The following is a 13694-nucleotide window of genomic DNA, read 5'->3' as shown; positions in this document are numbered from 1 at the left end:
GAAAATTAGATAATTTGAAAATTAGATAATGTTATTTAATGTAGAATTTAGTCTAACATCTAATGTCTAACATCTAAGTTCTCAATTAAGACGGATCTACTAAGAATAATGGCTGGTCATATTCTACCGGAGTAGCATCATCTACTAAGATCTTAACGATTTTACCGCTGATCTCAGATTCAATCTGGTTGAATAATTTCATTGCTTCAATTACACAAACTGTTTTTCCGATGGAAACTTCATCACCTACATTAACAAATACATCTTTGTCAGGGGATGGTTTTCTATAGAAAGTACCGATCATTGGAGATTTGATTGCTACATATTTGCTGTCATCAGAAGCTGCTTCAGCCTTTTCAGCAGGTGCTGCTGCCGGAGCGGATGCTGCCGGTGCCGGAGCTGCTACAGCCTGAGGTGCTGTGTGGTAAACAGCAGGCTGTGCATATACTGCATCGCTTCCTGCTAATGGAGTTTTAATAGTGATTTCGAAATCTTTAGTCTTGTATTTTACTTCTGATACTTCAGCTTTGGATACAAACTTGATAAGATTTTGTATGTCTTTAATGTCCATAAATTTGATATTTGATTTTGAGCCAAAGATACCAAAAAAACACAAAAAACAACAAAAAACCGCTTAATTTTATCGAAATTGAGCGGTTTTTGTATTAAAATGAGGCTTTTTCAGCGAAAAGCGTCTCTTAGTTTTCTTCAGTAGTTGCTACTTCTTTTTCTAATACTACTTTACCTCTGTAGTATAATTTTCCTTCATGCCAGTGAGCTCTGTGGTAAAGGTGAAGCTCTCCTGTTGTTGCATCTTTAGCTAATTGAGGAACTACAGCTTTGTAGTGAGTTCTTCTCTTATCTCTTCTTGTAGACGACTGTCTTCTCTTTGGATGTGCCATTTTGTAATAACTTTTTTAATTGATGAGCGATGAGATTCATCATCTCATCATATTTAAATTATTTTATTTAATTATTGTCTCTTAACTTTTTTAAGGCATCCCATCGGGGATCACTTTCATGTTCTTCCTCTTCTGTTTCCTCAATATCTTTCGGACTGAACTGATCAAGGAGCTCCAGATCTTCATCACTTACATTAGGTGAAAGTTTTTTCATCGGGATAGAAAGCTGTACGTTTTCGTAGATCAGCTGTGCTGCATTAAATGCATGGTCTCCCGCCGGAATGGTGATTACATCTTCTTCGCTGTCATCATATTCTTCTCCGAATTTCACTAAAACCTTAATTTGGTTTTCAATAGGATAGTCGAAAGCTTCATTGGTAATATCACAAATCAGTTCTACCGTCCCGTTTACTTTGATCTCAAATTCTAAAAAAGTAGTGTGTTTTTCTAAAAGAATATTCACATCTATTCTAGGATTTGTAAATTCCTGCTCAGTGTCAAATAATTGAAAGAACGTTTTATCTATCTCAAATTTAAACTCGTGCTTTCCGTTTTTAAGTCCGGAAAAGCTTACGTCATAGTTTCTTAACTTGTCCATAAAATGAGTGTGCAAAAATATGCAATTTTTTTATAATAACAAATAAAATCAATAACAAATTAATTTAAAATTTGTTTTAACGATTTATGCTTCAGTTTCATCAGGAAGATCTTCGTCTATTCCGTTATCAACGGCCAGTTTTCTTGGTTGCAGGCGGTTGCTCATCAGATCATTGTATTCACTTCTGTTTTTAAAAATATGAATAGCCGTGAAAATAGCTTCAGTAAAACTCTGCTCATCTGCGATGTTTTTTCCTGCAATGTCATAGGCTACACCATGGTCCGGTGAAGTTCTGATGAACGGAAGAGCTGCTGTATAGTTTACCCCTTCTTCATAGGCAAGGGTTTTAAAAGGAGCAAGCCCCTGATCATGGTACATTGCTAATACAGCATCAAAATTTCTGTATTTATTGGGCTGGAAGAAACTGTCGGCAGGAAAAGGCCCGAACGCCAGGATGCCGTTGTCTGACAGTTCCCTGATCGCCGGTTCAATGATTTCAATTTCCTCAGTTCCAATTACTCCTCCGTCTCCGGCATGAGGATTTAATCCCAATACCGCAATTTTTGGTTTCTGAATGCAGAAATCTTCAATTAATGTCTGGTTCAGAGCTCTGATCTGCTTTTTGATCTTTTCTTTGGAAATGTTTTCTGCTACCTGAGAAATAGGAATATGATGGGTAGAAACAGCTACTTTTAAATCTTCAGTCACCAGGAACATCAAGCCTTTTTTACTGAATTTTTCTTCAAAATATCCCGTATGCCCGGCATGTTTAAAACCCATTTTAACCATTTCATCTTTGTTGATCGGAGCGGTTACAAGAACATCAATATCTCCTTTCATCAAAGCTTCCGTAGCCATTTCCAGAGAATCAATGGCCATTTTGGTGGATTCTTCTGTAGGAACTCCCAGCTCTACATTCACATTTTCCTTGGTAAGGTTTACCATATTCAGTTTTCCGGGCTGAGCCTGTGAAGCTTCATTGATGTAATTGAAGTTCAGGTTAAGCTTGAAAATATTTTTCTGATACGTGAATAATTTTCCCGAACCAAAAATCACTGGCGTGAAAAAATCCGTAATGGTTTTGTCTTTCAGAGACTTCATAATGATCTCGGGGCCGATGCCATTGAAATCACCGATTGAAATTCCTACTCGTACTTTATGGTTTTTTGGGCTCATTTTGATTATCTTTGAAGATTATAATTTACAAATTTAGCAAAAAATAATATGTTCACAGGAATTATTGAAGCAGTCGGCGTAATTGAAAAGATAGAAGAAAAAGGGAGCAACATTGATTTTACCCTTACATGTCCGTTTACCAACGAGCTGAAGATAGATCAGAGTCTGGCTCATAACGGATGTTGTCTTACTGTTGTAGAGATTAAAGAAAACCATTATGTAGTAACTGCTATCAATGAAACTTTAGAAAAAACCAATCTTGGAAAATGGGAAGTGGGAACAGTAGTAAATCTTGAAAGATGCATGAAGATGGACGGAAGGCTTGATGGCCATATTGTTCAGGGGCATGTTGATAAGACGGGCGAAGTAGTTGGGATAGAAAATAAGGACGGAAGCTATTTTGTGACCATACAATATGAGGATGACGGCAATTTTGTAACCGTTCCCCAGGGATCAATTACCGTAAACGGAATCAGTCTTACGGTGGCAAAAAGTGAAGAAAAACAGTTTTCTGTAGCAATTATTCCTTATACCTGGGAGTTTACCAATATGCAGCACCTGAAAGCCGGGGATAAAGTTAATTTAGAATTTGATATTATTGGTAAGTATATTGCTAGGTTAATTAAAAAGTAGAATGCCAATTAATAAATACAAAGGGTATAGTTTAAGAAACCGGGTGTTTTTCGGATTTCTGCTGGTCTGTTTTTTAAGCGTTGTTGCTACATCGCTTGTTCCTTATTTTGTTCTGAGAAAGAATTCTCAGGAACAGAGTAATATTGAAATGCAGGAGAAGACCAATGCGGTAATGAGATTTCTGGATTATGCAGTCAGCCAGACGCTTGTAAAGACAGAAGATATTTCCAAGGTGCTTGGAAATAAAATCTTTGAAATTGCAGATATCAATCAGCATGATATTGTTATTTACGATCTGAAAGGAAATTACATTCTGTCTAATAAAGATGAGTCTCAGGTTGATCAGAAAACGATTCCCCTTTATATTGTTAATAGAATTTTGGCTACAGAGGCAAGAGTTGATATCAGAGGTTACGACAAAACTAAGGATGCAGGACTTACCTCGTCCTATCTTCTTTTGAAAAATAACGATCTGGAGCCTATCGGTATTGTATATATTCCCTTGTACCATAATGAGTCAGCATATTTTGATGTTTTGAATCAGTTTGTGAAATATATTCTTTTGGTAGATATTTTCCTTATTCTCTTCAGCATCTGGATAAGTTGGGTAACCTCTAACGGTTTGGCTAAAAATATTACAAAGTTTTCGGATATGATTACGCGGATTACTTTGTTTGAAAACGAAATGCGCCCTATCCGATATTATAAGAATGATGAGCTGAATGCTTTGGCAAGGGCTTATAACAGAATGATTCTACAGATTCAGGATCAGAAGGAAAGACTGCGTTTCAAAGCCTCAGAAGAAGCATGGCGGGAGATGGCGAAACAAGTGGCGCACGAGGTGAAGAACCCGCTTACACCAATGAAGCTTACCATTCAGAACTTTGAAAGGAAATTTGATCCGGAAGATCCGAATATCAGGGAAAGAGTAAAACAAATGAGTAAAACAATGGTGGATCAGATTGATCTGATTGCTACCGTAGCATCAGCATTCTCTGAATTTGCCAAGCTCCCGGAAAAGAATAATGAAGTGATCAACCTGAACTCAGAAGTGGAAGATATTCTTCGTGTTTTTAATGACGACAGCATTTTTATGCACTCCAATAAAGGGAACATCATGATTAATATGGACAGGATTTACCTTTCCAGGATTATTACCAATCTTGTGACCAATGCGAAACAGGCAGAAAGTGATGAAAGAAAGCTTATTATTAATGTAGATGTGGAGCAGCATCAGAGAAGAGTAATGATCTCTGTTCAGGATAACGGAATAGGAATTCCTGAAAATATGTACGAAAGAATCTTTGAGCCGAATTTTACCTCGAAAAACAGCGGGATGGGACTTGGTCTCTCCATGGTAAGAAAAATGATTGAGGACTATAAAGGAGAGATTACGGTGCGCTCTGAAGTGGGGAAAGGATCAACATTCATTATTACACTTCCTACTAATTTATAGTGAAATCTTTTACATTTAAAAATTTTGAAGTTCTGCAGTCAGAACAAGTTTTCCGGGTCGGGACAGATGGTGTATTGCTTGGCGCTTTGGCTGGTGTGGAAAAAGCTTCCCGTGTTCTGGAAATCGGAACGGGAACCGGACTGATCTCATTGATGCTTGCACAACGAAATACAGCTGCATCTATTCTTGGACTGGATATAAATGAAGCTGCTTCCGCTCTTACAAAAGTTAACTTTGAAAAATCACCCTTTCATTCAAGGCTGAATACTATACATCAGGATTTTAAATCCTTTAAGACAGAAGAGAAATTCAATTTTATTGTTTCCAATCCTCCTTACTTTGAAGAATCCGGCTCTGAAAAGGATAAAATAGCACGTCAGACCGTTGAGCTGAATTTCAGACAGCTTATAGAAGCTTCTGTAAAGTTCCTGAGCGAGGACGGAATTTTATCTGTTATTATTCCGGTGGAAGCTGGTAAGGTATTTATTAGAACGGCAATTGAAAACCGTTTGTTTTTAATACGAAAAATTAATATTCAGGGAATTGAGGGTTCAAAGGCCAAAAGGTTGATTCTTGAATTCTCTTTAACCGAAAAACCTCTGTCAGAATCTGATTTTGTGATAGAAAAAAGTCCGAGACAATACTCGGACCAATATCTTGAACTCACAAAAGAGTTTCACGTTTTTAAGAAGAAAGATGAATAGATCTTTGGTTTCTTTAATTTCTTATTCGAATAATTCAGTAGTATCCAGTACGGAAACTTTACCGTCTTCACACCTGATTGCTTCTCCCGGGAAATTCTGGATCATATGATAATCGTGGGTGGCCATGACTACTGCGGCTCCGTTTTCAAGGGCAACCTGTTTCAGTAAGGTCATGATTTCATTGGAGGTTTCAGGATCAAGGTTTCCGGTAGGCTCATCAGCAAGAATCAGGTCCGGATGGTTGAGCAGAGCTCTTGCAATTGCGATACGCTGCTGTTCACCTCCTGAAAGCTCGTGCGGCATTTTGTGCTTTTTACTCTTCATATTTACGCTTCCCAATACTTCGTTGATGCGGTCTTCCATTTTAGCCTTATCACTCCATCCTGTAGCTTCAAGAACAAATTTCAGATTTTTTTCAACAGTTCTGTCAGAAAGAAGCTGGAAGTCCTGGAATACAATTCCCAGTTTTCTTCTCAGATTGGGAATGTCTGAAGGTCTGAGTTTGGCAAGATCAAAACCAACTACGGCTCCATGGCCTGACGCTAAAGGAATATGTCCGTAAAGCGTTTTCAATAGGGAGCTTTTTCCGGAACCTGTTTTTCCGATAAGGTAGCAGAATCTTCCTTTTTTAATGTTAAGGTTAACATCAGAAAGAACAGTAAAGTTTTTTTGCGCAATCTTGGCGTGTTGTAAACTTATGATATTATCTCCGGAGATATTTGTATGTGGCATAATTCGATTTTAACTTGCTATTTCTAAAATATTTTTTGAGATCTTAAAAATAGAAAAAAGAAGCTTAAAGAACCTAAATTTTAGTAAATTTTAACAACAAAAAATGCCTGAAAAACTTCTTTTCAAGCATGATTTGTATATGATAATATAGAAATTATCTCTTAGCGCGTGCAGCACTTACAGTTAATCTCTTTCTGCCTTTAGCTCTTCTTGCAGCCAAAACTCTTCTCCCATTTGGCGTAGACATTCTTTCTCTGAAACCGTGTTTGTTTCTTTTCTTTCTTTCTGATGGCTGGAATGTTCTTTTACTCATTACTATATATTTAAATCGTAATTATATCTATTAATTTTCAGGTTGCAAAGATATAGAAAAAATTATAAGTTACAAACTTTAGTTATCTTTTTTTGAAATTATTTAATCTGTTATTTAATCAATTATTGGCAAATCCCGAAGGGAAGGCCAGTTCCGGATGCAAAAATAATATTTAAATGATTTATTTAAAAGCTTTATCTTTGAAAACTTAATTTTAAAGAAAATAAACACCGGATGTTTACACCTGCAGAACTTTTAGAAATCAATACATTACTTACTCCTGAGAAAAAAATCGTTATCCTTACCCATTATAATCCGGATGGTGATGCTATTGGTTCCAGTTTGGGACTGAAACATTTTCTGAAAGCAAAAGGAATTCATGCAGAGGTAATTGTACCCAATGATTTTCCGAAGTTTCTGAAATGGATGCCGGAAGCTAAAAAAGTAATTATCGGAGAATACAAAAGAAAGCTGGCGTTCGATATGATCAGCGGAGCAGATGTAATTTTCTGCCTCGATTTTAATTCTCCTTCAAGAATAGGGATTTTAGGGGAGTGGCTGGCTAAAGCTGCTGCTAAGAAAATTCTGATTGATCACCACCAACAGCCCGAAAACTTTGATTTTGTATATTCCGATACCGTAATTCCTGCTACCTGCCAGATGATTTATCACTTCATTGAAGCACTGAATGAAGAGCATTTGGTGAACCTGGATATTGCTGAATGTCTGTATACCGGAATTATGACAGATACAGGAGGGTTCCGCTTTCGTTCCACAAGTGCGGCTACCCATAGAATTATTGCTAATTTAATAGAAAAAGGGGCAGACCCATCGGTGATTACTTCCAATACCTGGGATACCAACACGGTTTCCCGTCTTCATCTGCTTGCTTTAGTATTAGGAAGAATAGAGGTAGTGAATGACGGAAAAGTTGCTGTTCTGTCTCTGACAAGAAATGAGCTTAAAGAATTCGGATTCCAGAAAGGAGATACAGAAGGCTTTGTAAACTATGGTTTAAGTATTGCCGGGGTAAAAATGTCTGCTTTCTTCATGGAGGATCTGTATGAAGATTTTATTAAAATTTCTTTCAGAAGCAAAGATGATGTAGATGTTAACCAGTTCTCAAGAAAGTATTTCAATGGGGGTGGGCACATTAATGCTGCCGGAGGAAAATCTTACGGATCTCTGGAAGATACTATTAATGATTTTAAATTATATCTTAAAAAAGATGAATTTTATTAATCATTATATTTAATTTACTTCATAACATTTTGTTTATGTAATTGTTTTTTTGTAGTTTAGGTGAAAACTAATTAAAAACAAACTTTTATGAAAACAAAATTACTCGCGATGTTATTTGCATTGCCATTCTTATCCGATGCGCAATTTTCTCAAAATTTTGATGCGGGAACAACAACGCCTACTGGCTGGACAGTTATTAACGGGGGAGATGCCAATACATTCGTATTTGGAGTTGGAGCACCGGGATCGGCATTTTCTGCTCCTAATGCAGCTCAAATCAATTACAGTGCCAGTGCACATGACGACTATCTGGTTACTCCTGCTATTACAGTTACTGCGGGAGTTAATGACAGATTAACGTATTTTGTGAAGAACCAGGACCCTCTGTATGTAGAAGATTACGAAGTAAAGCTTTCTACGACTACGGCTACCGCAGCTGCTTTTACAACCACGTTAACAGCATCTGCACCTGCACCAAGCTCCTGGACACAATTCGTTATTGATCTGACTCCTTATATTGGACAAACCGTATATGTAGGATTCCATGCAACTTCTACAGATAAGTTCAGACTTCTGTTTGATAATATTGTAAATGATACGGCACCCGCTGCCGGATCTGTACCTTGTCCGGTTCCTGTATCTCCTGCAAATGGTGCTACTGGGGTGTCTTATTCTTCAGTTACACTTTCCTGGACAGCTTCAGCAGGCCCTGTTTCGCATTATGAGGTGTATATGGGAACTACTCCAAACCCTACCACAAAAATTGGAAATTTTGCAGGAACCACAGCTACTGTAACAAGTTTAAATGGACAGCCTTTGAATGGACAGTACTATTGGAGAGTAGTAGCCGTGAATACGCCAAATGTTTCAACAGCTTGTACAGAGTATAGTTTCACAACCTCGGCTAACCCATTTGCAGGATATTGCGGCCCGCTTACCTATACTGATGGGGTAGAACCTATTACATCTGTAGTCTTTGCGGGAATTAACAATACTTCTCCTGTTGCAGTAACAAGTCCTGCTCATGAAGTTTTCCTAGATAAAGTGGCAACTGTGGCAAGAGGAAGTTCAAATGTAATGACCGTTAAAGGAAATACCGGTGGAAACTATACAGACAGATTTGTTGTATTTATCGACTGGAATCAGAATGGAGTATTTAATGACGCTGGGGAAGTGTATTTTAATACTTTAGCAACTGCTGTCGCCATTACCAATTCCACAGGTACTGATACTAAAGAGGCTACAGGAACAATTGTAGTTCCGGCTACAGCAATGTTAGGAAATACCCGAATGAGAATTAAAAAGAACTATGGAACTACAGTGTTCTATGACAACCCTTGTATGTCTGATGCTACAACCGGAGAAGGTTTTGGACAGGCTGAAGATTATACAGTTACTGTTACAGGAACACTTGGTGTAAACGAAAGCAATGCTAAACCGGCATTAGGAGTATACCCGAATCCAATGAAGAATATCCTGAATATTTCAACTGCAGACAGAAAAGTAACAGAAGTTACCTTCTATTCAGCAGACGGAAGACTGGTGAAATCGGTTAAGGATAATATTTCCGCTATTAATACGGATGACCTGAAAGCCGGGGTATATGTAGTAAAAGTAAAAACGTCAGATGCTGAGCAGACATTCAAAGTAATTAAAGAATAATAATCAGATAACGATAATATTTAAAGGCTCTCTGTTAGAGGGCCTTTTTTATACCCTTTAGCCTCCAGTTCCAGGCAGGTGTATTCATATACTTCGCTAAACATTTCATCCAGATTTTTCTTGCTGAATAAGCTGAATTTAGTCATTTTGGGAGGGTCCAGGAAGATATCACAGGATCTGGCTTTAGAATAAACAGATTTGGCAATGGCAAGATGGAGTATTCTGTCGAATTCTTTCATCAGGCTCATCTTTTTAAGCTCGTCATAGCTTATTGAATTTACATGAGAGGCAATCAGGAAGTCACATTTGTCAATGATGGGTTCAATAGGGAGATTATCCAGAACTCCGCCGTCTACATATATTTTTTCATCAATTTTTACAGGAGGCAAAATAAAAGGAACGCTTGATGAAGCGAGAAGCGGTCTGAAAAGTTCACCTTCAGAGAAGAAATCAACAATTCCGTGGGTCATTTCTGTGGCTGTAACATACACGGGGATTTTCAGGATTTTAAAATCATCTTCAGGAAAATGATCTTTAAAAAGTTTTAAAATAAAATTCGAACTGAAAATTCCGTTTTTGGAAAGCTTCAGATAAGATCTGGAAAAGAAAGTGGTTTGTTTAACGATTTCTATCATCTCATCCGGAGTTTTGCCGAAAGCATAAAAAGCACCTACAATAGAACCAGCGCTGGTTCCTGAGATAATATGAGGCTTAAGGCCGTATTGCTCCAGTGCTTTGAGTACCGCAATATGAGCGATCCCGCGCATTCCGCCCCCGGAAAGAGTGAGGCCGATAACTGGCGGCTGCTTTTTTTTGAAGGAGAATAAACCCATTGAAATAATTATTCCCTACTAATATACAAGATTTTTTAATATGAGAAATGTATGTTTCTCAACCGATGCGGTCTGTTACAGAACCAGTCTTTTCGGCAGATTATGAAGGAGTTCAGTATTGATGATTTCCGCGCAGATGGCTGGCTTTTCCCAATGCCCGTTATGTCCGCAGTCCAGGATATAGGATTTTATATTGGTTCTGTCCGGAAGATGTTTAATCATGACATCTGTTTTTACAGCGTTATCATGTTTCCCAGCCAATACTAGAATTTTAGCATCCAGATTTTCCATGATGTGCTTTTTATCCGTTCTTTCTACCATGCCCTTTACGCAGGCTAAAGCCCCAAGGTTATTGGTTGACAGGGCCGTTTCAAGAGCGGTTTCAATTTTTCCTTCCAGAATATCCCGTTCGTTAGGGTTGAAAAGATTGGGAACACCTGCTCTGGCGTAATGGGCAAATGCATCTTTAATAATTCTGTAGCTTTTAATGCGTTGCTGTTTTTTCTCTTCATCATCTGCAAAGTAAGTTGAAAAAAATAAGGTAAGGCTTTTAAGAGAAGCAGGGTACTTTTCTGCGAAAGCTAATGCTGTATAGCCGCCCATAGAATGCCCCAGAAGGTGTATGTTATGAAGGTTTTCATGATCTAACACTTTTTTTACTTCATCCGCCATCAGCTCCATGGTGTGAACTTCTGCAAGAACCTCAGACTGCCCGTGTCCCGGGAGATCAATTTTTAACAGGGAGAAATCTTTAGAAAGATGAGATTCCATATCACTCCATATCGAAAGGTTTTCCATAAAGCCGTGAAGCAGTACCAGGGTTTCTTTTCCGTTTCCTTTTTTCTCAAAATTCAGCATGATTCAATCGTGTTACAGTTAAAATAAAGCTCATTGCAGTTTCAAATTTAAATAAAAAAAGAGCATTGTAAAAATGCCCTTTGCTTTTATTGAGTTAATTCAGTGTAAACTTTCTTTTCCCAAGGTTTTATATCAGCAATGCCATATCGCTCTTTTTTAGAGATCGCAACATTGTCCAGTACATCTACGAAGTTTTTGTAATTGGCATCATCCGTTGGTTTAATAATCACTGTAAAATTCTCCGGAACCGGCGCTCTTTTATAGGCTTCAGAGATAATTTTTGAAATGTTTACGCCATTGAAATCAGTTTCTTTTAAATTACCGATATTAAGCTCTTTTTCATTGCTTTGGTGATAAAATGCCCTGTTGTCTTTACCAAGAATAAAAGTAATCTGGTTTTTGTCATCAATTACTTTAGTGATGGGAACTGGGCTTTTTGCGGGTAATCCCAGATCCATTACATTAGGTTTTGTAAAATTAGTGGTAAACATAAAAAAGGTAATGAGTAGAAATCCCAGATCTACCATCGGGGTCATATCTACCCTGATTAATTTTTTCTTTTGTTTTCCGCCTTGTTTTTCCTGAGTGTTTACTTCAGCCATGGTACATAGTTTTTAAATGTTAAACAAATTTTAATAAAGACTGAACTTTTAATCTTTATTTGAAAAAATCCATGCAAAGTTTATACCTTAATTTTAAATTTGATAACTAATTGTATGAAATAATTGAATTTTAACATTTAAAAACAGTTTGTTTTTTTATATTGGTAATGTTTTATGATATTTTAAGGAGGTTTGATTATTTGCTGAGGATTAATTTTTCAGATAAAATTATTTTTCCTTTATATTGAACCTGAACAAGATATGCGCCACTGCTGAACGGGGTAACATCTATAGCCACTTTTTGATCATTGTATTTTCTGCTGAATAATTTTCTTCCGGACATATCCGTAATATTGATGATTGTTTCGCCGGGAAGATGACTTATATAAACTGTATTTTTTGCCGGATTAGGAGAAAGCGAGATCTTTAGAGGGACTGTATTTTCGTTTGTTCCTAATGTGTCAGGTCCCAGCTTTATAATGCGGTAGTCATAATTGGCCTGAGAAGCTGAGAAAGAATTGGATACGCCGGCCATAATATAACCTCCATCCGCAGTCTGCTGTACAGAGGAAGCATAATCATCTTGTGTACCGCCATATCTTCTTTGCCATTCCGTATCTCCGTTAGCGTTTAATTTTATCAGCCAATAATCATTGGAGCTGAGGTTGGTTGTATCTGTTGTTGCAGAGTAGCCTAAAACAATGAGTCCTCCGTCCTCCGTATTATCAATCCCGAAAGCATTATCATACATATAATCTCCAAAAGATTTCTGCCATTGCAGATTTCCGAGATGATCTAATTTGATGATCCAGTAATCATAATTGCCGTTACCTGCTGTAATATCTCCATCGTTAGAGTTGGAGCTGCCGGCAATAATATATCCTCCGTCGGGAGTTAGTTTCAATGAATTGGCTTTATCTGAGGCAGATCCTCCGTAATTTTTTGACCATTGGGTATTCCCGGAGGAGTCTACTTTTACGATCCAGTAATTAAAACTGTTTGTGCTGGTGCTTATGTTGCCCGCCATTACATATCCGCCGTCTGCAGTGAGTTCAATAGAACTGAACTCTTCAAAGTTAGGGCCTCCAATAGATTTCTGCCATGTTATTCCTCCGTTCTGATCCAGTTTTACAATCCAGCCATCAAGGTATCCGTTGTTTCCGGTAATATCCCCATCATTGGAATCTGATTTCCCTGCTACAATATATCCTCCGTCAGGAGTCTGGCGAATACATTTGGCAGCATCATTACCACTTCCGCCTAAGGTTTTCTCCCACACTATATTTCCAGAGGAATTCAGTTTTACAATCCAGAAATCCTCCTGACCGTGATTATTGGAAACATCTCCATTGGTTGAATGGGTAGAGCCGGCTACAATATAGCCTCCGTCATTGGTCTGCCTTACAGAGTTAGCCTTATCATCTGCCGTGCCTCCATAGGATCTTTGCCATTCAACAGTTCCGGCTGCATTCACTTTGACGACCCATTGATCGAAAAAGCCATGATTGCCCATACCTTCATCGATGGAGTTGGAAGAACCTGCTATAATATATCCTCCGTCATTCGTCTGGTAAATATCCGGAAATTGTTCCATCCGGCTGCCTCCATATGATTTCTGCCATTCTATGGAATTGTTTTGTGCCGAAAGGGCAGAAGATATTATAAAGGGGAAAAAGATAGATTTGAAATATTTCATAAACATTAAGGCTTGTGTTGATGGCTAAAGTTAATAAATTTTACACTGTTGTGATTATTTATTAAATATTTTGCTGTTTTGTTATTGAAATAAAAAAAACTCACATCTGAACGATGTGAGTTTTAAAGCTGATAATGAATATTTATTTATTCTTTTTATAATACTCGACCCCGCATTCGAGGAATTTTTTGAAATCCTCTTTCGGCATGTATCCTGAAACCGGGTTGTTGATTACTTTTCCGCCAGGTGTTATTAACACATAGTGAGGCTGTGAATTGTTATTGAAG

General features: G+C 37.7%; 15 protein-coding genes. 5 read left to right on the top strand and 10 right to left on the bottom strand.

The genetic code is table 11. From position 1 onward, the window contains the following. Positions 1-85 precede the first annotated feature (85 nt). The 4 genes from accB to pdxA form a co-directional block, all read right to left on the bottom strand. Positions 86-571 carry an acetyl-CoA carboxylase biotin carboxyl carrier protein gene (accB, locus tag AOB46_RS19275; RefSeq protein WP_062702443.1) on the bottom strand — a complete coding sequence of 162 codons (486 nt, stop codon included), beginning with the start codon at positions 569-571 and terminating at the stop codon, positions 86-88. Between the two features lie 127 nt (positions 572-698). After that, a complete protein-coding gene (gene rpmF / locus AOB46_RS19270; protein ID WP_007843326.1) occupies positions 699-902 on the bottom strand; it encodes a 50S ribosomal protein L32 in 204 nt (67 codons plus the stop codon). 67 nt (positions 903-969) lie between these two features. Then, positions 970-1500: a YceD family protein gene (locus AOB46_RS19265; RefSeq protein WP_062702441.1), complete on the bottom strand. Its 531-nt coding sequence runs from the start codon at positions 1498-1500 to the stop codon at positions 970-972. Between the two features lie 84 nt (positions 1501-1584). Beyond that, entirely contained in the window at positions 1585-2676 is a 1092-nt protein-coding gene (pdxA, locus tag AOB46_RS19260) for a 4-hydroxythreonine-4-phosphate dehydrogenase PdxA (RefSeq protein WP_062702439.1), read from the bottom strand. Positions 2677-2724: 48 nt separating this feature from the next. Here pdxA and AOB46_RS19255 point away from each other — a divergent pair, with 48 nt between their 5' ends. The 3 genes from AOB46_RS19255 to AOB46_RS19245 are packed head-to-tail and all read left to right on the top strand — an operon-like array spanning position 2725 to position 5469. Continuing rightward, on the top strand, positions 2725-3309 hold the full coding sequence (locus AOB46_RS19255; protein ID WP_062702437.1) for a riboflavin synthase: 585 nt from the start codon (positions 2725-2727) through the stop codon (positions 3307-3309). 1 nt (position 3310) lies between these two features. Further along, a complete protein-coding gene (locus AOB46_RS19250) occupies positions 3311-4765 on the top strand; it encodes a sensor histidine kinase (protein ID WP_062702435.1) in 1455 nt (484 codons plus the stop codon). Then, on the top strand, positions 4765-5469 hold the full coding sequence (locus tag AOB46_RS19245; protein WP_062702434.1) for a tRNA1(Val) (adenine(37)-N6)-methyltransferase: 705 nt from the start codon (positions 4765-4767) through the stop codon (positions 5467-5469). The genes AOB46_RS19250 and AOB46_RS19245 overlap by 1 nt, the downstream gene beginning before the upstream one ends. 21 nt (positions 5470-5490) lie before the next feature. Here AOB46_RS19245 and AOB46_RS19240 read toward each other — a convergent pair whose 3' ends face one another. Next, positions 5491-6201: a cell division ATP-binding protein FtsE gene (locus AOB46_RS19240; protein WP_062702432.1), complete on the bottom strand. Its 711-nt coding sequence runs from the start codon at positions 6199-6201 to the stop codon at positions 5491-5493. Positions 6202-6355: 154 nt separating this feature from the next. Next, a complete protein-coding gene (gene rpmH, locus AOB46_RS19235) occupies positions 6356-6514 on the bottom strand; it encodes a 50S ribosomal protein L34 (RefSeq protein ID WP_062702430.1) in 159 nt (52 codons plus the stop codon). 234 nt (positions 6515-6748) lie between these two features. Between rpmH and AOB46_RS19230 the strand changes: the two genes are divergently transcribed. Together AOB46_RS19230 and AOB46_RS19225 are read left to right on the top strand one after the other, a co-directional pair. Further along, positions 6749-7756: a DHH family phosphoesterase gene (locus tag AOB46_RS19230; protein WP_062702428.1), complete on the top strand. Its 1008-nt coding sequence runs from the start codon at positions 6749-6751 to the stop codon at positions 7754-7756. Positions 7757-7843: 87 nt separating this feature from the next. Continuing rightward, entirely contained in the window at positions 7844-9418 is a 1575-nt protein-coding gene (locus tag AOB46_RS19225; RefSeq protein ID WP_062702426.1) for a T9SS-dependent choice-of-anchor J family protein, read from the top strand. 20 nt (positions 9419-9438) lie between these two features. Here the strand turns inward: AOB46_RS19225 and AOB46_RS19220 are convergent, their stop codons facing one another. The 4 genes from AOB46_RS19220 to AOB46_RS19205 form a co-directional block, all read right to left on the bottom strand. Further along, positions 9439-10251, bottom strand: coding sequence for a patatin-like phospholipase family protein (locus AOB46_RS19220; protein WP_062702424.1), 813 nt, complete (start codon positions 10249-10251; stop codon positions 9439-9441). Between the two features lie 75 nt (positions 10252-10326). Further along, entirely contained in the window at positions 10327-11109 is a 783-nt protein-coding gene (locus AOB46_RS19215) for an alpha/beta fold hydrolase (protein WP_062702421.1), read from the bottom strand. An 86-nt stretch (positions 11110-11195) separates the two neighbouring features. Beyond that, positions 11196-11711 carry a biopolymer transporter ExbD gene (locus tag AOB46_RS19210; RefSeq protein WP_062702419.1) on the bottom strand — a complete coding sequence of 172 codons (516 nt, stop codon included), beginning with the start codon at positions 11709-11711 and terminating at the stop codon, positions 11196-11198. 196 nt (positions 11712-11907) lie between these two features. After that, positions 11908-13407, bottom strand: a complete 1500-nt coding sequence (locus AOB46_RS19205; RefSeq protein WP_082377284.1) for a T9SS type A sorting domain-containing protein — start codon at positions 13405-13407, stop codon at positions 11908-11910. Positions 13408-13694: the final 287 nt, after the last annotated feature.

It is taken from the genome of Chryseobacterium indologenes, from assembly GCF_001295265.1.
Classification (GTDB): Bacteria; Bacteroidota; Bacteroidia; order Flavobacteriales; family Weeksellaceae; genus Chryseobacterium; species Chryseobacterium indologenes_A.
Note: the sequence above shows the minus strand (reverse complement) of the source record. Positions and strands in the feature narration are given on the sequence as shown.